The sequence below is a fragment of the Methylobacillus caricis genome (genome assembly GCF_020532705.1).
Classification (GTDB): domain Bacteria; phylum Pseudomonadota; class Gammaproteobacteria; order Burkholderiales; family Methylophilaceae; genus Methylobacillus; species Methylobacillus caricis.
This window is the reverse complement of the sequence record NZ_JAJAVD010000001.1, coordinates 235,836-257,350: the sequence shown is the minus strand read 5'-3', so window position 1 is coordinate 257,350 and position 21,515 is coordinate 235,836. Positions and strand designations below refer to the sequence as shown.

Sequence of the window (21,515 nt, the reverse complement as noted above, 5' to 3'; positions counted from 1 at the left end):
CCTACTGGTTTCATGCTGTATCACGGCTAGCGTAGTCGTTGCTTATGTAATAGACCCCAATAGAGGGTACGCCAGATGATCATTACATTTGGGTTAATGCTGGCTTTCTTTGCAGTGATTGTGCTGATCCTGCAACTCACAAAAAGAAAGGACCAGTCCTTCACGGACTATGCGGTAGGTGGGCGGTCTTTTAACGCCAAATTCCAAGCGATGTCATTTCTTAACACCTGGTATCCAGGGGCAATGTTCACGGCATTTGGCGGTTTGGCTGCAGCAAGCGGTGTCATTTCGTTCTATGTATTGGTGTATAGCTTGCTCACGGTTGTGTTGATGTATGCAATGGCGCAGAGAGTGTGGGTGTGGGGTAAGCAGTTTGATCTGAAGACCCAGCCAGATCTCTTTTCGCTCAGGTACAACTCCAAACATATAAGAACGATTGCCGCCATCATTGGGATCATCTCAGGAATCCCCTGGCTGGTACTCGGCATGCAGGCATTAGGCGGATTATTTCAATACATGTCCCTAGGCACGTTAAGTTTCTCAACCGCCGTAATTTTAGGCGTGTTGCTGATCGCCCTACGGCAAGTCTGGACAGTACGTATGGGGATGCGTGGTGTTGTGATATCAGACATGGCGCAAGGCATCGTTGCCTATCTGATTGGTACCTTGGTATTGGTGGGATTAATCCTGTGGCTCATCTATGAAAAAGGAAGCAGCCTTTCCACACTTGAGCCCGAAATGTTCTCGCTGCCAGACTTTGGCTCCAAAGAAGGGCCGTTCTACGTATTCAGCTTGATACTGACAGGCACTGTAGGCGGTTGGTGTTGGCCCTATATATTCGTGAGACTCTTCACTGCCGATAGCGTACACAGTCTGAAGAAATCTGCAGCACTTGCTATGCCTTTATCGCTGGTATTTGGATCCGCGCTGCTCTTGTTTGGCATGTTTTCTTCTGTCCTGCCCAGTGTTGCTGCTCAACCCACAGACGTCTGGTTCCTAGTTTCCCAGGAAGCGGGAGGAGTATTCCTGTTGGGTATTGCTGGGGTCATTCTGCTCGCAGCATCAATGGGACACATTGATGGAAACATTCAGGCGACAGGAGCTCAGATAGCCAATGACCTGATTGGCAATTACAGGACATTGTCACATCCCCAATTAATTTTTGTCGCCAAATTTGGCATGGTATTGCTCACAGCCCTCTCTGCCTGGCTTGCCTGCATGAAGTTGCCCACCCTGTTCTCCTTGGCAGTCCTCGCTTATCAAGGAATCATCCAGTTGGCAGTCCCTCAATTCCTGGGAATCTTCTGGAAAAAAGGCAATGCACTGGGAGCCATAGTTGGGATGATTGCTGGATTTGTAACGGCCATTACCCTGGAGATGGGGTATGTAGACATATTGGGGCAAACCTATGGAATCACTTCAGGGCTAATTGGATTGGCAGTTAATCTGGTTATTTATATCGCTGCAGCCTACCTAGTTCCTCACTCTGGCGAAGAACAATCAAGAGTGGAAGCCCTATTCAGGGTTTCTGACTCCAAGAGCCAAAGCCATCAGCAAATAGTTGATACAGCCAATGTCAGATAAATTTAAATTAGAGTCAGCAATCCCAGGACATTTAAAAATTCCTGGGTTATGTCCCATGCATTCGAGGAATGAGAAAGAGCTTCCTTATCCTACCTATGTAGCCAGGTTCGATCAGTCTGTCACCCAAGTTGTTATTTGTTATCTGGGCGTACAGGCCAAGATCGATGATCATTTGGATAAATTTACCGATGCCTCGCATTGCATAGAGAAATTGCTGAAGCACCACCCGGCTGGCTATTGGGATCACGCTATCTTCTTTGATAGAAATGGGTTTACCAACCATCTATATACGCTGTATTGGTCAGATGTTGAAAGCTACAACAGTTGGACTTCATCATCAGGGATCAAGGCGTGGTGGGAATCTGAGGAAAGAGAAACCGATGGGTTAGGTTATTTCAAAGAAGTCATCATGCCTAGAACTACCCATTTTGAAACTCATTACTCCACACCCGAGCCAGAGGCCTTAGGACGTTTGGCAAGAGCCATGAGTGGTGAGATTAAGGAGCATGCCTATTGGGGTTCCATGCGCGACAGGATACCTGCATCACAAACCAGCTCGTTAATGCCTAATGGCTACCCCACATTAATACAGGATGTTAGGCAAAAAATAGTCCCGCACGAGAACTTATGTGTTATCCGTTCTGGCCAAAACTGGAGTGACGCAGATCTAGAAGAGGCCAAGCTTTACATCCAAGAAATGCAGCCTTCCTTAGAGAAAGGCATGGAGTATTTGCACAAGCAAGGTATGGAGATTGGATGCTTCAGTAACCGGTATGCCAAGATTCTGAATAATTCCGGAAATGATAGCCGCCAAAGTTTTGGCCTGAGTTTTTGGCGAGGTTTGGATGACCTGGAAAAATGGGCATCGTCCCATGTCACACACCTGAGAATTTTTGGTGCCGCCCACGCCTACATGAATAAGCTTGGTGCCGAGGCGAAATTAAGAACCTACCATGAAGTGGCAATCGTGAGCGCTGGCGAGCAAAGCTACGAATACATCAACTGCCATCCCGCTACAGGAATGTTGAATGCTGTCTACACAAGTTAAACATCCTGCCAGCCAAGTGGCTACAGCATACTGAACACCTCCCGGTAACGGCTACGGCACTTGAGGCTAGCGCGTGAGCCATCATAGGGAGCGCTAAAAAGTCCTTGCAGATAAATCCCTCACATACCGTTATCTTCGTGTTGAATTCTCTATTGAAAAATCTCTGCCTAAAGCAAACAGAATGGATGCTGATGAAAAGATAAAAAAGGAGACATCGCAAGCTCTCAAACAAGTAAGTACGCCTTCGAAAAGGGCATCTGCCTCACCCAAATTTACTGCAAGCTCATGAAGAAAGGATGATAATTAACAGTAAAGTTTGCAATAACAATTACTTCAAAATTTGAGCTGATTGGTCGGGGAAAATGCTAAAAATAATTTCTACTTCAGACTTGAAACTAGGTATGTTTGTACAAAAACTCGAGGGCTCATGGATAGAACATCCATTCTGGCGGAAATCCTTCTTGCTGGAAGACCTGTCGGATTTAAACAAAATAAAAAAATAGCTCCATTACCAGCCTGATCATTGACACCGATCGCGGGGATGACATCCTTGCCACCTCATCGCCATCCCAACCTGAACCACTCCCGCCGAAGCCTGTTGCTCAGCCATCAGCCACCATCTCACCCGTACCGATTGAGCAGGAAATGGCTGAGGCACCAAAGATTGTTGGTGCAAGCAAAAGCGCTGTCAGCAAAATGTTTGCTGAAGTACGGATGGGTAAAGCGGTTTCATCGGAGCAGGCTCTGGTCCTGGTCGATGATATCTCTGCATTGGTTGCTCGCAATGTAGGCGCGATCACCAGCCTGGTCAGGCTGAAAAACAAGGATGACTACACTTACATGCACTCTGTCGCTGTATGTGCCCTGATGGTTGCATTAGCCAGGCAACTGAAACTGGAAGAGGACCAAGTCAGGCAAGCTGGGCTCGCTGGTCTATTTCATGACGTAGGGAAAATGCAAATTGATAATGGCATTCTGGACAAGCCTGGCAGCCTGTCTGATGAAGAGTTCCTCGAGGTCAAACCCACCCTGAACGCGGTTATGACATATTGAATGTCAACAACATCATGGATGAGGTATGCCTGGATGTATGCCTTCATCACCATGAAAGAATTGATGGAAACGGCTATCCCCACAAGTTAAAAGGCGAAGAGCTCAGCCTGTTTGCAACAATGGGGGCCATTTGTGATGTATATGACGCCATTACATCCAACAGGTCCTATAAAAGTGGCTGGGAACCAACAATCTCATTAAAAAAGATGTCGAAATGGCAAGGCCATTTTGATCCCGTTTTGCTTAAAGCCTTTATCAAATGCCTGGGCATATATCCCAATGGGAGTCTGGTCAAACTGAAGTCAGGCAGATTAGCCGTTGTCCTGGAGCAAAATGCAAACAATCTACTCAAACCCAAGGTGAAAGTATTTTTCTCTACACGGAGTAATGGATACATTCCTTCGGAAATCATTGAACTATCACAAAGTCAGGAGGAAATTATCAGTTATGAAGATCCAAAGGCATGGTCAATCAGGGACTTTAAGCATCTTTGGGCACAAACCTGATCAAGAAAATCCCAAGAAAATCCATAGGGCCGTGCGCTAGAGATCAATTGCCCGATGTATCAAGCATTTCTGCTAGCATCATAGCGTCCCTAATAGCTCCAATAAAAAAGCTGGCAATTGCCAGCTTTTTATTGCCATGTTTTATTTAATTGGTAGGGATACGAGCTCGCCGGCTTTCATATCCGGAATAAGCAGATACTTGCCATCCGCAGACAAGGCAATATCAGCCGCAGATTGATGCCCGCTAGAGATCAGTTGCGGCGTGGCTTTTGGCTCACCCAGCTGCCAGACATTGCCGCCGGCCCAGTCACTGATATAGAGCAGACCATCGGTATCCCGCACCAGGCCATCAGCGCCACCAAAACCGCTGTTCAACAAGGTGACTGTTGCTTTTGCCTTAGACGACTGGTCATTGAGCATTACCTGGAACAGCTTGCCTGTTCCAAAGTCAGCCACCAGCAATTTACCCGGGCCATCCATCAATAAGCCGTTAGGGCGTTTGATACCTGATTTCTCGTTAATGACCTGTGTAATCTTGCCGGCCTGAGTGATTTTGTAGATGGCAGCCTGTTTGCCGTTGTCATCACCACTGTCAGACACATAGACATTTCCTTCGCCATCAATCTCGACATCATTGAGGAAGATCGGTTTTTGCTGGAAATCAGTTGGCTTGGCAATGATAGTTTTACTGCCATCCAACCCAACACGCACCACCTGATCAACATCAGCGATATAGAGCTGATTGTTGAACAAGTCTATGCCCTTGGGGTCATTCAAGCCATCTGCCAGCGTGCTGGAACTGCCATCCTGCTGGATCACGGTAACCTTGCCGTCTCCATTTTTACCAAACTCGCCGATTTCAGTCACAAACACTCGGCCATCTGGATGTGCAATAGCGGACTCAGGCATTTTCAGGCCTGTTACTTTCTTGCCGGCGCCAGATACAGGGGTTGAGCCTTTCTCTTTCTCGCCATAGCTAATGCGATAAATCACGCCGCTATAGTCATCGGATACCAGCAATGATCCATCATTGAGCTGCAGGACATCGGTAGGACGGCCCCAGGCTTCCCCATCATTCAGCCAGCCCTCGATAAAGACTTGCTTGGATTTTACCTTGTGGTTCTCGTCAAACTCCACACGCATGAGCTGATACCCTACAGGCGCACTGCGGTTCCATGAACCATGCTGGGCCACAATTGCATTGCCCTGGTATTCACTTGGGAACTGCTTGCCGGTATAGAACTTGAAGCCCAGGTTGGCGCTGTGGGCCTGGAACTCGACCACAGGAGGAGTCAACGCCTGAGGCGGCTTCTTGTTTTGCCAGTCCTTGGGACGGGCATCACGGCCAATCACGTAAGGAAAGCCGAAATGCAGGCCAGCCTGCGGCGCAGCATTCATTTCATCGGGAGGAACATCATCCCCCATCATATCCACACCATTGTCCGTGAAATGCAGCAAGCCAGTACCAGGCTGGAAATCCATACCCACAGAGTTTCTAACCCCCTTGGCAAAAACCTCTACATTCTTGCCATCGGCATCCATACGCAAAATAGAGGCTTCCACCCCTTGCGGGTCGCAGACGTTGCAGGGCGCTCCAACGGTGACGTAAAGCTTCTTATCAGGCCCGAAAGTGATATAACGCCAACCGTGGTGTGCCTTATTGGGCAGTTTGTCATAGATCACCTCGCGCATTTGCTTGAAAGGCAGGGTAAGGTCGAAATCAGGCGCTGCATACCGCGCAATGCGGTTCTGCTCGGCGACATAGAGGTTGCCATCTATCATGGCGACGCCATTGCCGACAGAGAGATCATCAAGAATGGTAACCACTTCATCAGCCTTGTGGTCCTTGTTCTTGTCGACCACGGCGTAAACCTTGCTGCCACGTGTACCGACATACACCGTGCCATTCGTCCCCAAGGCCATTTGGCGAGCCCCTGGCACTTCAGCGTAAACCTCCACATTGAAGCCCTGGGGCACTTTCAGGCGGCTGATATTGGCTTCCACGTCCTTGATGTCTGCGTGTGCAAGACTGGTTGCCCAGCCCAATGACAAAGCAATGACCAGGCGCTTCATATTGATAGATTTATTCATCGTTAGCGTTGCTCCAATAGGGTAAAAACATATATCACAGTATGCCAAAACGCTTTATTTCAATATATAGAAATATAACACTTACACAATTCCAGATAATGGAATTACGCTTCGGCCTTTTCTTACACTCAAATCAGAAGATCGCTCATTACAGTGGCTGCCAGATTTACTTATCATAAGTTGATATCCAAAAATCTGGAGCAGCATAATGTTCAAGCTAACACTTTTGGAAGTGACTGTACTGGCCATTGTGATATTGTGGACGTCATATAATTTTACTTTCCTGTAAAAATGCCTATATACACAGGTATCCGCCTGTGAAGCCAATAGTGCATTGTCAATAAGTTAATTCCTACACGATGTTCGGACTATAGCCACTTCCATGGTTTAATCAATTCTTAATACGATATGCGTAAACTGATTTTAGCTACGGATATTGGAAGGAAGCATCATGTGTAGAGGCGTCAAGTTCACTGACCCATCAGGGGTAGAGAGAAAAATTGTATTCCCCAATCTCCTCTCAGCCTTACCTATCAGGCATGTAGATGGGAAAATCAAATGGTTACGCTGGGGTAACAGCCTTGAGGAAAAAGAAGGTGGATTCTTCATTGGCGGCTGGGCCCGCAAGAGCTCACTCGAACAAGGCAAATGGGACAAGCTAAAGCCTGAAACAGTCAGCATCATGGGGCATGAGTTCATGGAAAGGGACAAATCCAGGAAATCTCATTGGATTGATATTCCAGAGGATCACGCGATCCAGGGCATCATCGCAACACACCACCATGAACGCCGTATTTATGTAGTGACCACAGAACCACCAGAAGAATATGCCTGGATAGATGATCGCTGGCCATTGATTGCCCCCATTAATCATTAAACACATTCAAACGTAAAAAGCCCCACACGCGCATCGCGGTGGGGCTTTTTATTGAGCTGTATCTATTGTGCTATCTTTTACCAGGCAAGGAGCAATACTGGTTAAAGTCTTCCTCACTCTCGCTGAATTTGGAGTTAGGCTCCTGCACGATTACCGAGAAATTCCTGGGCTGGGTATAGTTTCCCCCAGCATCCTTGACCGAATATTGCCCGCAAACAACAGTGGTTTCACCGTGTTCAATCTTTTCAATGTTGTCAAACTTGGCAGTTTCAGAATTCTCAATTTCCTTTAATGCTGCGGCCTTTGCCGTATCCACCGCGCTACCATCCACCATCCGGATTTGTGTAAAGGCCACCCAGACGAGGATGAGCAGGATAATCGCTGCAAAGAACTTTGATTTCGACAAACGCATATGATCCCTTATGGTGAAGATAAATGATGAAAAGCCGGTTAAAGCAAAGAATGCTGCGTCCTATAACGCAAGCACACCATCAAGCGTTACATCTTGATTGAGGAACTCTTGAAACCAGAAGGCTTATAGAGACAGGTCCCTTTTTCCGACAACACCGGCTTTTGATAACGCTTGAACTGTGTAGGCTGACTTTGCTGGATACCATTCTTAACTGGTGCCTGATATACACCGATGCTAAGCAAGCCTTTGGTATCTCCATGTACTGGGAAGGCATGCTTCAATTCGCTATAGCAGAGTTCCCCTGCGCCTGCAGCACCTGCAATTGCAGACAGGAAAGTGATCAATAAAATGTTTGTCATTATGCAGGATTTCTTCATTATCCTTATCTCCTTATCATCTGACGCAATCAGGTTCGCTCTATCCAAGTAATTGCCTTTTTCATGCACACTGGCTTGTGGCGCATTTACCAACAAAACCTGGCAGGGCGTTTACCCTGCGAATCATGTTTTGTTATCGTTGGTATATATTAACCAGATAAAAAACAGGGAATATAGGACTGGCGATTAACTTATTGTCAGAGAATACCGACACGTCAATCGCACCAATAAAAACGCCCATATCGGGGAGATATGGGCGCTTAAACTGAGATTAATTTGGAGTTAGAAAACCAACCAGATCAATACCAGCACAATGGCAGGCACACCTAGCAGCCATGCAATGATATAAGGCATAAGAACACTCCTTTTAATATGTACGGTTGACGTTAACTGGGGTAAGGCTGCGAGCAGTGTATGAACCCGCAAGTGCAGCCGCCAGGAGACTTAGGATAAAACCAAGCGTTGCCCACAAAGCAAAATGAGCGGCAGCGCTGGCTGCCTTGTCTGCGGCTTCCTTGGCTTTCTGCTTGGCTTGCTCATATGCAGCCTCTAGCTTCTGCACCTCGGCATCAGCCTGATCTTTGGAAACACCGGCAGCGTCTGCAAGAGTAGCCACTACGCGCTCCCGGTCTACCGCCTTGCTGGCTTCATCCGTATTCGACAGATACTTGGTCAATGCCTGCCAATAAACCGCATGCTGCCCATGACGGGCATTTGACTCACCACGCCTATTATTAGATGCAGGTGGGGTGTCGGTATCACTGGCGCCCTCGGCAATTTGCTGGTCGATGCTGCCTTTGGCATTACGAATGAAATCCTGTATCTGGAACTTCAAGTCATCAAAGCCAAGTTCAGAGGCAGATTGCCCATCGCCTGTGGCCAGCATTGCGCCAGCAGCCGCAGCTCCTGTCCCGGCAACGCCAACAGCGGCGCCCGCTGTTTTGAACGCACCACCCACCAGGTTACTGAACACACAAGCGCCAACAATGGTTGCCAGAGCCCAAATGACAATCCCCAGCAAGGCACCGCGGCAACGGGTGATCACATCAGATGAAAAAACAGCCACAATAGAACCGGCAACCAATGAGAGTATCCACGACACAACCCACCACAAGGCTGCCCCAATACCAAAACTACTGGCCGAAGGAGTGGCCCCGGCTTCAACCGGATCCACAAAACTGAAGCCAATGCCGGTACCAAGCAAACTCAGAATCAATTGCACAGCCACTGCAACAGCTAAACCCGCCAATATTGCACGCCATGAAATGCGTGAAATCAATCCGTCAGCACTCGTGCTGATTACATCATTGTGAACCGTCGCCATTTTAGCCTCCTAGTTTAAAGTTGTTTTAACTACCAAGCTTTGTATCAAGCTTGGCGCAAGCTTAATGGACTGGTCCCCAGGTAAGCATCAGGCATTGGCTTTAATCCATGTAGGACAATACTGACTGAGGAACATGGTGAAATGGAAAGAAAAAAGACGTCAGCTACAACTACTTATCCTGTCCTACAAACAATTACTTTGTAGTCCTACATGACTATTCTGATGACCTGACTATGATTATTGTTCAAAAACTATTGCCTGACTCTCATGAAAAAAATCGCATTAATCAGTGACGATAACCTCATTAATTATTCTCTGCGACATTTGGTAGAGCAGGATAAGGACTTGAGTATTACTCATGAATTTGCACATATTGAGGATGCAAAACTAAAGCCATTGATCGCGAGGAAACGCATTCACCTTGTCATGATCAACATTTCCATGCCAAAAACAGACGGACTTGAAATCCTTACCCATCTCAGACAGATTGCTCCCCGCATACCGGTGTTGATTTTAAGCAACAATGAAGAAAATGAATTTGTGGTGAATTTCATTCGTTGCGGCTGCAAGGGATACCTGAATAAGCACGCTAGCGAGCAGGACTTGCTGGATGCCATTCACCAGGTCAGCGCAGAAAAGTATTACTTGTCAGAGGACTTCAAAGAGGCCTTAGTAGCACATTCTGCCCCTTTGCCACACGAATCCTTGTCCAACCGCGAATTCCAGGTTTTCTTGAAGTTTATCCAGAGGAAGCCCATTTCCACCGTGGCAAAGGAGTTGAATGTCAGCACCGGGGCAGTGAGTGTATTCAGGAGCCGGGTTTTGAAAAAACTCAACTTCAAGAGCAATGCGGATTTTATTTTCTATGCCATGCGGCATCACTTGCTGATATTGCCAGAACAGCTCCCACACTAAACCCCGGGCCAACCAGGGATTAGTGCGGAAACAGTACCAGGCCCACAGCAGGACCTATTCAGTCCAGAGGAACTGGTCGTTATCGGTCTTCATGAAGAAACGCCCGTTTTTGTCTATCTTCAGCACTCGAATCCGGTAATCGTTCAATACCGGTTCCGCGTATAGCAGCCGCTCACCCTCTTTACGCATATAGAGCAATGTGTTTGCTGCCATGCCTGCCACAAAGAAACCGTTCTCCCAATATTCGTTCTTGCCTGTCTTGGGATACTTGGCAATAGCCCCTACCCCGACTGACGGGATAAAAACAAAAGCGGGCTTTTCAAAGTTTTCATGCGAGTTGTATTTATTACCGTAGTAATTGCCCATGCCCTCACGCTCATAAAGCGTGCCATAACTCACCAGCGGCCAGCCATAGTTCTTGCCGGGCTTGATCAGGTTGATTTCATCCCCCCCCTTGGGGCCATGCTCAGTTTCCCAGAGTTCATTACTCTCGCGGTCAAAATACAAGCCGCCAGAAGGAGACCGCAAACCGGAGGCATATACCTCGGAGCTGAAATCGCGCAGGTTGATCTTGATCATCTTGCCCAATGAAGTTGAGGGGTCTTGTACGCCTTGAGGTTTGGAAAAATCGCCAACACTGAGAAACATGGTTTTATCGTCAGCACCCAGCACCAGCTTGCCGCCCACCTGGTGTCCGAGGAAAGGTTCTTTGACCGCAGGATGGCTGATGAAAATATCCCGGCGATAAGTCAGCTCTGCACTTTCCACATCCAATTCAAATGCAGAAACAGCAAGCCTGGCACCATTATTCTCACTATCCCAGGTGGTATACGCCACATACAATATGTTATCCGCCAACAGTGAGTCCTTGACGCCTGCAAGCTCCTTACAGTACACCAGGTCATCATCCCTGCTGTCAGCTTCCCCTTGAGTTTCCGTCAGGCTGCCCTTACTCAGGCGGTCGCCCTGCTTGGTAATTTCCATATCACCAGCCTCATTAAGCTTGGTGAAGTAGACATCGCCACACTTGGTAATAAACAGAAAGTGTTTTTCTGCCAGTATCTCGAAAGGGCCGGTAGGATATTTGTCATTGAATGGCAAATCGCGAACCTGGAGATCCTGAGTGCCGAAAATGGACGAAATCTTGGTCTGCTGAGGTTCGGGCACTATCTCATCAACATCTACATGAGCAAAGTAACCATATCCGAAAGGCCACCATTGCATGTGGTATTGATTGGCACCGGCTAGAAAAATGATAAAGCCAGCTACTACTAAAAAAACAAACTGGAAAAACTTCTTATACTTTTTAAAAAGATTCATGGCGCTGCCTTATTGATATTTGAATGGAGTCAGGAAATTCCTGCAGCCAAAATCCCTTAAAAAGGGACATATGCTCAACAAAAAAGTTGCGTATAGTTCTGAGTGCCTTATTTTATGCTTCATCTTCGGCAATCACCCAGCGGTTACGACCCAACAGTTTGGCCTGATACATCGCCCGGTCTGCCATCTTGATTAACTGGTCCGCCGTGACAGGTTTGTCCCCGGTCAATGCAATACCAATACTGGCGGACACATGGAAGCCGCCTTCAACCGGACGTGCAAGTTCTTGTACCAGCTTCTCCGAAATCCTGATGGCATCATCCACACCATGGATATCTTCCAGTACCACCACGAATTCATCGCCTCCCAGGCGCGCTGTCACATCGCTCACCCGCGTCACCTTGCGTAAGCGCGCAGCAACCACCTGCAATACAAGATCGCCTGCAGCATGCCCATATGAATCATTCACCTCTTTAAAACCGTCCAGATCAATCACCAATACAGCCACTTTGACTTTATTCTTGTCGCGCTCCCGGCGGGCAATTGCACGCTTCAAAGTATCATTCATCAAGGTGCGATTTGCCAAACCAGTCAAGGCATCGTGAAGGGCCATATATCTAAGCTCGCGCTCCTTATGGCGCAACTGTGTATTCACGGCCTCGATTTCCTTGGTACGCAATGCCACGCGCTCTTCCAGTTCCTGCTCAGACTTGATCAGTGTATCCACCAGGTCCTGCTTGGCATTCAGTGTATCGCGCTGTGCCTGTTCTTTTTCCTTGCGCATGATGGTAATCCGGTCAGCCAGGGCGAATGACAGCATCAGCATTTCAATTGCCGACCCAATCTGCATGGAATAAATGGTGAATGCATTGGTTTGCACCCATCCTAGATTGCGCAAGCCCAATACCACCACTCCAGCCAACACTGCCCCCCAGGCGAGCAAGAAATAAAACGCCCCAGGGTTTTTATCAAAATACGAGCCGATCGCCACCAATGTAATAAACAGGGCAAACAATATGCCAGAAATCGAGACAGCAATTGCTGCAAAATGGTACGAAACCAGCATCGGTGAATAAAAGATAAATGCAAACAACACGGCAAACGCCAGGATGATGCGATCCAATCGCGGGAACTTGACATACGTATTGAGAAAGTTACGGCTGAACAAGGCACCGAAAAAGCCTGTGGCGGCCATGCCGCAAGGCAAAGCCATGTTGCCCCAGCCAGGCCAGTCCGGCCAGAGGAACTGGTTGCCCAGCCCATTCAGCGATGCCTGGGCCACGATCATGCTGCCGACAAACGCAACATAAAAGAGGAATACCGACTCGCGTGTCGATAGATAAATCAGGAAGTTGTAAAAAAAGAGCGCCAGCAATGCACCGTAATAAATACTCAACAACGAATAGGTGTGCTGGTCGTCGCTATGCTTGGCTTCAATCTGCCATAAGTTTACCGGCACTGTCACACTGCCCTGGGAGCGGACCTTGATATAAATCGTATGTTTCCCGGAGGATAAAGAAACAGGAAAAATCAGGTTTCTATGTGGGTAGGGACGCGCTTCGAACGGATAGATATCTCCAGACAATTGCATGGCGTAATCCCCATTGGCTTGAGGCACGTAGACCCATGCCTGATCCAGCGAGGCAAATGCAATCTCAAGCAACCATTTGGCTGGTGCTCCAGGCTTGACATCGACCGTCAGTGCAAACCAGTGAGTTGATGACGAATAGCCAAAATTGACACTACCATTGCCATTCGCGGCAGATCGCCACAGCCTGCTGTCATCAGAAAGCCTGGGCAAGGTAGCTATTGTGAACCTGTCCTGGGTATCTTCCAGGTATCTCAGGAAGGGGGTGGCACTGGCAAAAGGAGTAACAGTATCAAGGCTCAGGGTAGCAGGCTGCGCCCATGCATATGCATGGCAACATGCCAGCCACACAAGGATCAATCGCCCAAGCATATTCCCCATCCCTTAAACAGCCCTCACTTTATACCACCATCAATTCATCACACCCTGATGTCTTGATACAAATTGCACCAGACCCTCTGCAGGCAAGGGCTTACTGAAATAATAGCCTTGCGCAGTATCACATCCCTGCTGTCGCAGATATTGCAGTTGCGCATCGGTTTCAACCCCTTCCGCAACCAATCCCAGATCAAGGATATGGGCAAGTGCGATGGTTGCTGCACAAATTGCGGCATCATTCGGGTCTGTCTCTATGTCCTTGACAAAGGACCGGTCAATTTTCAACCGGGTCAATGGCAATAGCTTCAAATAACTGAGGGATGAATACCCCGTGCCAAAATCATCAATCGCTAGCGCCACCCCTTTATCCCGGAGTTTCTTCATGCGTGGAATTGTTTTTTCTGGATTATCCATCGCCACGCTTTCGGTAATCTCCAACTCAAGAGCACCCGGTTTGATATCATGTTGGACGATGAGATGATCGATCAGGCTGAAAAAAAGCCTTGATTGTAGCTGCCGGGCAGAAATATTGACCGACATACAGATATCTCCCAGCCCTTGGGCTCGCCACTCGCTAGACTGCCTGCAGGCTTCCTGCAACACCCATTCTCCAAGGGGAATAATCAGGTTGCACTCTTCCGCAATTCTAATGAATTTATCAGGAGAAACCATCCCCCATTCAGGATGGTTCCAGCGAACCAGCGCCTCAACCCCACTGACACGGCCTGAAGTCAGGTCAACCTGTGGCTGGTAGTGCAGCACAAATTCATGCCGGACTATGGCCTGACGCAAATGGCTTTCCATGCGCAAGCGCTCATCAATCTGTTCGCGCATCCTCTCGGTAAAGAACTTGTAATTATTTTTACCTCTCGACTTTGCCTCATACATGGCAGTGTCAACATTCTTGAACAGGCTGTTGATGTCGCCTCCATCATTAGGGAAAAAACCAATCCCTATGCTGGAAGATGAATGTAACTCATACCCATCAATCAAATAAGCCTGCGCCAAGCGATACAGAACTTTCTCAGCCACACTGCTCACCATCGCTTGCGCCTCCACATTGGTCAGCACAACGACAAACTCATCCCCGCCCAGCCGGGCCACAATATCTTGCTTGCTGACTGCAGACGTCAGGCGTTGCGCCACCTCGATCAATAACCGATCTCCCACATAATGGCCCAATGTGTCGTTGATGATTTTGAAGTTATCCAGATCCAGGAGCATGATGGCAAACTTGCATTTATTATCAGCAGCCTGCATTTTCTGCTCGAGCTTGGCATAAATATCAATCCGGTTCGGCAGCCCGGTCAACGCATCCTGATGGGCAAGATTATAAATACGCTCCTCTGCAAGCTTCCGCTCGCTGATATCGCTGAAGGTATTGACAAAACTGACGGCGACACTATGTTCGTCATGCACCACCGTAATCGTCAATGCCACAGGGAAAACATGGCCATTCTTGTGCCGCAGCCAGGTTTCCTCCTGCCAGAATCCTTGCCGGCTCAGCGCTGACTGCATACTGGCCTGTTGCTCGGCAGACATAGGTTCCGCCAATAAAGAATTGAAAGACTTGCTCAGGAAGTCACTAGATTCATGACCAGTGATTTTGCTGACGGCAGGATTCACCGTCACGACTTCATCATAAGCATTGGCAATCACCACACCTTCGCTGGACGACTCCAGAACACTGGTTGCCAGGCGTGCTTGGGCATTGTGCAAGCGCAGGCTTCGCACCCCTCGTAACCAGACATAAATAAGCACAGTCAGTACAAGGGATACAATCCCGCCGACCAGGCGTACCAACACCTGCCGATCGTTGAGGCTATGTGGCTCTTGTGCAGGCACTGCCGCCAACTGCCAGGGAGATGATTCAATCAATGAAACGTCAAGCAAAATGGGATTGTGGTTAAACACCAAACTCTCCCCATATATCATCCCCTCTTCAACACCTGATCGGGAGATACGTCGCAAGGCATATTTAATGACTGTCTCTGTGGGCGCCAGTCCTGCAGCATCAAGCAGGGAGTCAATATCCAATACAACAGAAACGATTCCCCAATAAGACGCCTGGGCATGATCATCATCGATAAAAACCGGCAACCGGTGGATCAATCCCCGTCCGCCCTGAACCAGGTTCACCGGGCCGGCGAGACTGGCCTGAAAATCTTCTGCAGCAGGTGAAGGGCTATCACGGTGGTTAACACCATCCTGATAGCGTAAACCCAGTACTTTTTCATTCCCGGCCAGAGGATAGACATAGCGAACCACATTGTTGGGAGCGACGGTAATGGCTTTAACATGCCGACCGTACTTGATCAGATTGGTGGAAATCCGCTCAAAATCCCGTTCGGAGGCCTGGGGATTCGCTGAAATGTAGGTCACAAGCCCCTGCCCGAGATGCAAGGAGCTATTGAGCTCTGCCTCCAGCTTGGCACGCACGCTGGAGGCAATATTTGCAATGTGGTCCCGCTCGCTTTTCTGTGCCGCCTCTGCCTCTACCCAATCAAGATAGAAGGTAAAAGCCGCCAGCAACCCGCCAATCATCAACGCAATGATGAGGGGTGAATAATGACTCCAGAAAGTTGGATAGAGTTCTTCCTGAGATGCGTGGTTAAATAGCATGCCGGCATTCTTCTAATAAATTTTGGATATCGTTAAGCATCTGGAGAATGTTGCGGGAAATTCTCCTTGCCTTAACAACCTTATTTTTATAGTTATCATTCACTACAGGCTTGCCCAAGCAACCGAAAAACCGGGATTTTTCTTACATAACGGATAATTTTACTGAAAACTATACAGATAAATGGGAAATATGCATGCAATCCAGCCAGGACTATCGTGCACCAAGACCGGTACAGGGCCAGTCTACATCGAGATATTACGGACAAAATTATAGAAGGCTTCAGGAAATATGTAGCGATACAGTGTGCCTGAGGGGGCTTCATCCCCCCGCAGGCACACTAATGGCTTACTGCCAGACATAACCCAGGCTGAAAATAAGGGCACTATCCGTGCTCTTGCGCCCCTCAGCCGGGGTCCGCGCCCAATCCATATTGTATTGGACTGACGCATTGAAATTGTTGATGATGGGGAAACGCAGGCCAGTCTTGGTAAACACGAGGGTATTATCCAGATTATCCAGTCCCAGCAAGGCTTCATGCTCATGGAAGAACTGCGTGTCGCCACCAAAAATGCGATGATCATATTTCACCGCCCAACGAGCGCCGGGATAACTTTCGTTTTCAGCCTCATAATAATTAACCGTGACATAGTTCAGACCGCCTTCAATAAATAAATTGAGATCGGGCTGTTCATAAATTTGGTAACCGCTACCAATACCGGTAGTGGTACGCAGGCGGATATCGCGGAATTTGTCATTTTCCAGCGTGTTATTGGCATACACATACCATTTTTCACTGATAAACCTATCCAGTTTGATTGAGGATCGGTTGTTAAACTGTGTATTCACATCATCACTGGTTGCACGATTGACCACCGCCGCCACCGTCAAACGATGATTCAGCGTTCTGGCAATGGATTCAGCATCCAGGCGTAAAGTGGTCGTATCCGTATTCCCCTGCGTCACCGAGCCACCGAGGTTCACCCTCCCGCTCCAGTTCACCCCAACACCAGACAACTCAGGTGTCGGGTTGATATACAAGAGATCTGTCAAGGGAATTTCCTTGGCCTCGTATTGCTTCTCCTTCGGATCATCCTCGTCATCCAACTTTACCAGCTTGATGATAGCCTTGCCCGTATCAAGGCTTTCCAGAGGCGTCTTGAGATTAGTGCGATCAGTTAAGGTCACTCTTTGAGGTTCATCTGTCTTGATGGTTTCTATCTCAGTCCAAGTCACCTGAATATCGCCGGCATACCGTGTATTGAATACCACTTTGTCGTTAATCTTCTTGACCACCTTGCCGGTAATCACATCGCCATTCTTGAGCCGGATCTCATCTGCATTTGCAAATGCAGAAAAAAGGCCAAAACCTGCTATCAACAAGCTTTCCACTATTAAAGGGATAGTTTTTTTTCGCGTCAAAACGCAATTCCTTTCTGATTCACTCTCCGGGCTGGATGGAGGCTACGGTTGGCTGGGTATATCATCAAATTAATCACACAACTGGCGAAGCCATATTGCCATGGCGAAACAACCACCACGGACACCGCTACAATTATTCCCCGAGACGAGACTCCCCAACGGCCAGCCAATAGACTAGCAGCCGCCGGAGCACGTTGAATTCAATGCCATTACAAGGTTTGGCTCAGTTAATTGCCAAAGCTACTGGCAACAATTTTATTATTCAATTTCAGTAAGAGCAAACCAGATGCCAAAGAGTTGCACGCAAACCCTCCTGCTCAGTAATGACGGCAAATCAACCAAATCGCCAATATCCACCGGGATGACATTCATTCTGGTTTGTTCCTTGCGGGCTGCCAATCTCATTGAAGCCATGATTATGAGAGAATATGCAGAAAATCATTACACGCTTGAGGATGAAATTGCATGACTAAACGAAAGACTCCCGCTTTCCTTTCCCTGGCATTGCTGTTTGCATACGCAGGCGCTGCCCATGCCGTATGCATGGATTATGGCAATTACCAACCAACTGACGGTGTGGTAGGCGGAGTAGCGTTTGGCGAATACAAACAAGACAAGATTGAAGCCTACTTCTACGGCAACATGTGCTGGACCACTTCGGAGATTGCTGAAGAAGGCAACCATCGTATTTTCTACAAGCTGATTGCCAGCCGTGATGCCAGTGGCCACATTGCCAGCTACGTTCCCATGGAAGAGTCTGCTCCCACCATGTTCACCTGCCCACAGGGCTCGACTCAAAGCCAGGCGGATGGACATTTTGACCCGGTAGATGGCGCTAAACCGGGATTTCATACCCTGGTGTGTAAAACAAAAAACCTTCAATAACGATAACCACAGCCATATTTATGCTCTATCACTGCTATTTATCCTGAAACTGTCGGGCATGAATGCGCCTGCAAAGTTATAATAATCCACTTTTTTAAATGAATCGCCCGCCCAAAAGGCAATGGCCAGAAGACAATGAGTCCATACCAGAAAATTGCGACTGACGATGTTCGCATCAAGGAAATCAAGGAGCTTAGATTACCGTCGGAGCTGCTCGAGGAACTGCAGGCCAGTGCGGCCACCACCCAAAACATTGTGGATACCCGCACCGCCATCCATAAGATCCTGCATAGCGCGGACGACAGGCTGCTGGTCGTTATCGGCCCCTGCTCCATCCATGATTACAAGGCTGGCGTAGAGTACGCCCGGCGCCTGGTGGAACAGCTCCCCGTGTTTGCCAATGAGCTAGTGATCGTCATGCGCGTCTATTTCGAAAAGCCGCGCACCACCGTAGGCTGGAAAGGCCTGATCAACGACCCCTACCTTGACGGCAGCTTCCGCATTAACGAAGGCCTGGAACTGGCGCGCCGCTTCCTGCTGGAAGTCAATGACCTCGGCATGCCTGCCGGTACAGAGTTTTTGGATGTTATTACGCCGCAATATACGGCAGACCTCGTCAGCTGGGGCGCGATAGGCGCACGCACCACCGAGTCGCAGATCCACCGCGAACTGGCTTCCGGTCTGTCATGCCCGGTAGGCTTCAAGAATGGTACTGATGGCAATATCCGCATCGCTGTCGATGCCATCAAGGCTGCCGCCAGCCCGCATCACTTCCTGTCGGTAACCAAGGAAGGCCGCTCGGCTATCATTTCTACCAGCGGTAACGAGGATTGCCACGTCATCTTGCGTGGCGGCAAAGTCCCGAACTACGATGCCGCCAATGTAGAATCCGCATCACGAGAGCTGGCAAATGCCGGCCTGGCCGCCAAGATCATGATCGACTGTTCCCATGCCAATAGCCTAAAGCAGTACAAGCGCCAGCTTGAAGTGGTGGCGGATGTCTGCGAACAACTGAGCCGTGGCGATGACCGGATTGTGGGGGTAATGATCGAATCCCACCTCAATGAAGGCAAACAGGACCACACGCCCGGCTGCACCCTTGAATACGGGAAATCCATCACTGATGGCTGCCTGGGCTGGGATGACACCCTGGTCCTGCTCAACAAGCTGGCAGAAAGCGTGCGCGCCCGCCGCAGGCATCAGGAAGAAACCGAATAGCGATTTGGTGCGGTACTCTTCTTTCTCCTTAACCCCTGGCAACCTGGGGGCTACCGGGAGAGAAGGTGAGACTGGCGCCAAACAAGCTTGCCAAGGCCAGCGTTCATCGAAAGGTTAGCGCAGCCTGCGGCGGCTTCCATATGTGCCGATTACGCCAAGACCAAGCAAAAGCATGGCCCAGGCATCCGCTTCCGGCACAGCAGCGGCAATACGCTGCTCGAATGCCTGATCGAACTGCGCCTGACTGATTCCCGCTGACTTGAACACCACATGGAATGGGTCGGAATCGACATACTTCTGCTCACCGTTCACCAATGCGGGCGACCACACCTGCAATGTCAGCATATACGCCCCAGCTGGCGCTGAATCTGACAGCTTCCAATCCAGGTGTGAGTGGAAAGTGCCGTTCTGGCTGGCACCATCGATTAATGCAGTCTCAGGGCCGCCAATGCCATCGGCTGTATACACTGTACCGCCAGCGTAGTAATTGTATTGCGCGGCATAAGTCGCATTACCTGGATTAAGCATGTAGTTCAACCAGGCATCTACCGGGATGCCGCCATATAACGTCACGCTGGACCCAGCACTTGCCTCCCCCCAGCTCGACGTTGCCGGGTTCCAGTAGGAGAGTGATCCCAGGGCACGAAAATGCACCTCTTCGCCATAGAGGAAAGTATTGGAAAAGGATTGAAAACCAGGGTCGTCAGTTAACCTGGGGCCGCCTTCCAAATCATCAAAATATCCGGGGAATATTTTGTAGCCACTTTTCGTGTCGACAGGCAGTTTTCCTGCCAGATCATAGTCGCCATAAAAATCGATGGTAATCTTGCTGCCAGCCATCGCGCCATTACTGGTGCCAAGGCGCACGTCATAGTGCACCGCCTGTGCCAGCGAGGCATAGCCAAGCAAGACAGTCGCAAGCATTGTCTTGATCATTGCAAACTCCTTTTCAGGTGCCTCGCGAAGGAGGCACCATTTCGTCGGACAGGTTAAGCCTGGCTACGTCTACGCAATTGCCAGCCGATTACACCCATGCCCAGCAGCAGCAGGGCATAAGAGCTAGGCTCCGGTACTGGCGCAATATCCGCCAGGCCGTGCACAGCGGCATGGAATTCGCCGGAACTCAAACCATTGTTGAAGACCAGGTAAAAAGGATCGGAACTGGCATATTTGCCATTAGCAACAATGCCATCAAAACTGGAGTTGAGGTCAGCGGAAATCAGTTGCAAGGTAATGTAGTAGGCGCCCTCAGTTGGCAGTCCGCTTGGCGTGGAAACAGTGAAAGTCAGGTGCTCGTGGATATTGCCGCCGGATCCAGCTTGGCCAAGAGTGCCAATGGCATCGCCGGTCACACCTGCCACGGTCCAGCTGGAGGTTTCACCCAGATTGCCGCCCAGCGTGATGACTTCATTGTTCAATACGGAGCTGGTCCAGCTGGCGCCGTTCCATGCCCATAATGCACCGATAGCCTGGTAACCAATGATGTCGCCTTGGTCAAACACGTCAGCATGACTGTCAAACCCGGGAGAGTTCGTGGCATAAGGGCCCTTGGCCAGATCACGGAAATCCGCCTCAAAAATCGCATAACCCGAGCCATCCTGATAATGCCCGGCACCATGGGTGCCCAATTGGCCGTTTTCAATTTCAATTTCAATATCCCCTGCATGCAGATGATCTTCAGCAAAAGCCGGGGCACTGAACAAACCTGCCGCAATGACAAGCGGCGCTATTAATTTACGCATTGGTATTACTCCCTTATTAACAGAAAGATGAAGGGCTTGCATGGATCCAATATCCAACCCTTGTTGCATCTTAATGCAATTTAGTTGCTAAATGCAATATTGTTGCACAAAGAAACATAGTTGCATTAATATGGGTAAAAATACCAATATTGCAG

19 protein-coding genes are annotated in these 21,515 nt (G+C 48.9%); 9 read left to right on the top strand and 10 right to left on the bottom strand.

Features of this window, described 5'->3' with window-relative positions:
- Positions 1 to 75: 75 nt before the first annotated feature.
- From LG200_RS01265 to LG200_RS14110, 5 genes are all read left to right on the top strand, one after another.
- Positions 76 to 1,584, top strand: a complete 1,509-nt coding sequence (locus LG200_RS01265; protein WP_226755792.1) for a sodium:solute symporter family protein — start codon at positions 76 to 78, stop codon at positions 1,582 to 1,584.
- A complete protein-coding gene (locus LG200_RS01260; protein WP_226755791.1) occupies positions 1,574 to 2,632 on the top strand; it encodes a phenylacetaldoxime dehydratase family protein in 1,059 nt (352 codons plus the stop codon). Before LG200_RS01265 ends, LG200_RS01260 begins: the two co-directional genes overlap by 11 nt.
- Positions 2,633 to 2,994: 362 nt before the next feature.
- On the top strand, positions 2,995 to 3,135 hold the full coding sequence (locus tag LG200_RS14120) for a DUF3391 domain-containing protein (protein WP_319004524.1): 141 nt from the start codon (positions 2,995 to 2,997) through the stop codon (positions 3,133 to 3,135).
- 4 nt (positions 3,136 to 3,139) lie between these two features.
- The gene (locus LG200_RS14115) at positions 3,140 to 3,685 is read left to right on the top strand and encodes an HD-GYP domain-containing protein (protein ID WP_319004551.1); all 546 of its coding nucleotides are present in this window, start codon (positions 3,140 to 3,142) and stop codon (positions 3,683 to 3,685) included.
- Positions 3,682 to 4,191: an HD-GYP domain-containing protein gene (locus LG200_RS14110; RefSeq protein ID WP_319004523.1), complete on the top strand. Its 510-nt coding sequence runs from the start codon at positions 3,682 to 3,684 to the stop codon at positions 4,189 to 4,191. The genes LG200_RS14115 and LG200_RS14110 overlap by 4 nt, the downstream gene beginning before the upstream one ends.
- A gap of 141 nt (positions 4,192 to 4,332) precedes the next feature.
- Here the strand turns inward: LG200_RS14110 and LG200_RS01250 are convergent, their stop codons facing one another.
- Positions 4,333 to 6,282, bottom strand: coding sequence for an SMP-30/gluconolactonase/LRE family protein (locus LG200_RS01250; protein ID WP_226755790.1), 1,950 nt, complete (start codon positions 6,280 to 6,282; stop codon positions 4,333 to 4,335).
- Positions 6,283 to 6,733: 451 nt separating this feature from the next.
- Between LG200_RS01250 and LG200_RS01245 the strand changes: the two genes are divergently transcribed.
- Positions 6,734 to 7,159, top strand: coding sequence for a hypothetical protein (locus LG200_RS01245; RefSeq protein WP_226755789.1), 426 nt, complete (start codon positions 6,734 to 6,736; stop codon positions 7,157 to 7,159).
- A 70-nt stretch (positions 7,160 to 7,229) separates the two neighbouring features.
- Here the strand turns inward: LG200_RS01245 and LG200_RS01240 are convergent, their stop codons facing one another.
- From LG200_RS01240 to LG200_RS01230, 3 genes are all read right to left on the bottom strand, one after another.
- Positions 7,230 to 7,571, bottom strand: coding sequence for a hypothetical protein (locus LG200_RS01240; protein ID WP_226755788.1), 342 nt, complete (start codon positions 7,569 to 7,571; stop codon positions 7,230 to 7,232).
- Positions 7,572 to 7,657: 86 nt separating this feature from the next.
- Positions 7,658 to 7,930, bottom strand: a complete 273-nt coding sequence (locus LG200_RS01235) for a hypothetical protein (RefSeq protein WP_226755787.1) — start codon at positions 7,928 to 7,930, stop codon at positions 7,658 to 7,660.
- A 385-nt stretch (positions 7,931 to 8,315) separates the two neighbouring features.
- Positions 8,316 to 9,272 (bottom strand): hypothetical protein, encoded by a 957-nt coding sequence (locus tag LG200_RS01230; RefSeq protein WP_226755786.1) that lies wholly within the window; start codon positions 9,270 to 9,272, stop codon positions 8,316 to 8,318.
- A 267-nt stretch (positions 9,273 to 9,539) separates the two neighbouring features.
- Between LG200_RS01230 and LG200_RS01225 the strand changes: the two genes are divergently transcribed.
- Positions 9,540 to 10,187, top strand: coding sequence for a response regulator (locus LG200_RS01225; protein WP_226755785.1), 648 nt, complete (start codon positions 9,540 to 9,542; stop codon positions 10,185 to 10,187).
- Positions 10,188 to 10,241: 54 nt separating this feature from the next.
- Here LG200_RS01225 and LG200_RS01220 read toward each other — a convergent pair whose 3' ends face one another.
- From LG200_RS01220 to LG200_RS01205, 4 genes are all read right to left on the bottom strand, one after another.
- A complete protein-coding gene (locus tag LG200_RS01220) occupies positions 10,242 to 11,507 on the bottom strand; it encodes a PQQ-dependent sugar dehydrogenase (RefSeq protein WP_226755784.1) in 1,266 nt (421 codons plus the stop codon).
- Between the two features lie 112 nt (positions 11,508 to 11,619).
- Positions 11,620 to 13,467, bottom strand: a complete 1,848-nt coding sequence (locus tag LG200_RS01215; protein WP_226755783.1) for a diguanylate cyclase — start codon at positions 13,465 to 13,467, stop codon at positions 11,620 to 11,622.
- 39 nt (positions 13,468 to 13,506) lie between these two features.
- A complete protein-coding gene (locus LG200_RS01210) occupies positions 13,507 to 16,095 on the bottom strand; it encodes a bifunctional diguanylate cyclase/phosphodiesterase (protein WP_226755782.1) in 2,589 nt (862 codons plus the stop codon).
- 346 nt (positions 16,096 to 16,441) lie between these two features.
- Positions 16,442 to 17,515, bottom strand: a complete 1,074-nt coding sequence (locus LG200_RS01205; RefSeq protein ID WP_226755781.1) for a DUF481 domain-containing protein — start codon at positions 17,513 to 17,515, stop codon at positions 16,442 to 16,444.
- A gap of 465 nt (positions 17,516 to 17,980) precedes the next feature.
- On the opposite strand from LG200_RS01205, the gene LG200_RS01200 reads away from it, so the two are divergent.
- Positions 17,981 to 18,400, top strand: a complete 420-nt coding sequence (locus LG200_RS01200; protein ID WP_226755780.1) for a hypothetical protein — start codon at positions 17,981 to 17,983, stop codon at positions 18,398 to 18,400.
- A 135-nt stretch (positions 18,401 to 18,535) separates the two neighbouring features.
- Positions 18,536 to 19,618 carry a 3-deoxy-7-phosphoheptulonate synthase AroG gene (gene aroG / locus LG200_RS01195; protein WP_226755779.1) on the top strand — a complete coding sequence of 361 codons (1,083 nt, stop codon included), beginning with the start codon at positions 18,536 to 18,538 and terminating at the stop codon, positions 19,616 to 19,618.
- Positions 19,619 to 19,732: 114 nt separating this feature from the next.
- Here the strand turns inward: aroG and LG200_RS01190 are convergent, their stop codons facing one another.
- The gene (locus LG200_RS01190; protein WP_226755778.1) at positions 19,733 to 20,554 is read right to left on the bottom strand and encodes a PEP-CTERM sorting domain-containing protein; all 822 of its coding nucleotides are present in this window, start codon (positions 20,552 to 20,554) and stop codon (positions 19,733 to 19,735) included.
- Between the two features lie 53 nt (positions 20,555 to 20,607).
- Positions 20,608 to 21,360 carry a PEP-CTERM sorting domain-containing protein gene (locus LG200_RS01185; protein ID WP_226755777.1) on the bottom strand — a complete coding sequence of 251 codons (753 nt, stop codon included), beginning with the start codon at positions 21,358 to 21,360 and terminating at the stop codon, positions 20,608 to 20,610.
- Between the last annotated feature and the right edge of the window lie 155 nt (positions 21,361 to 21,515).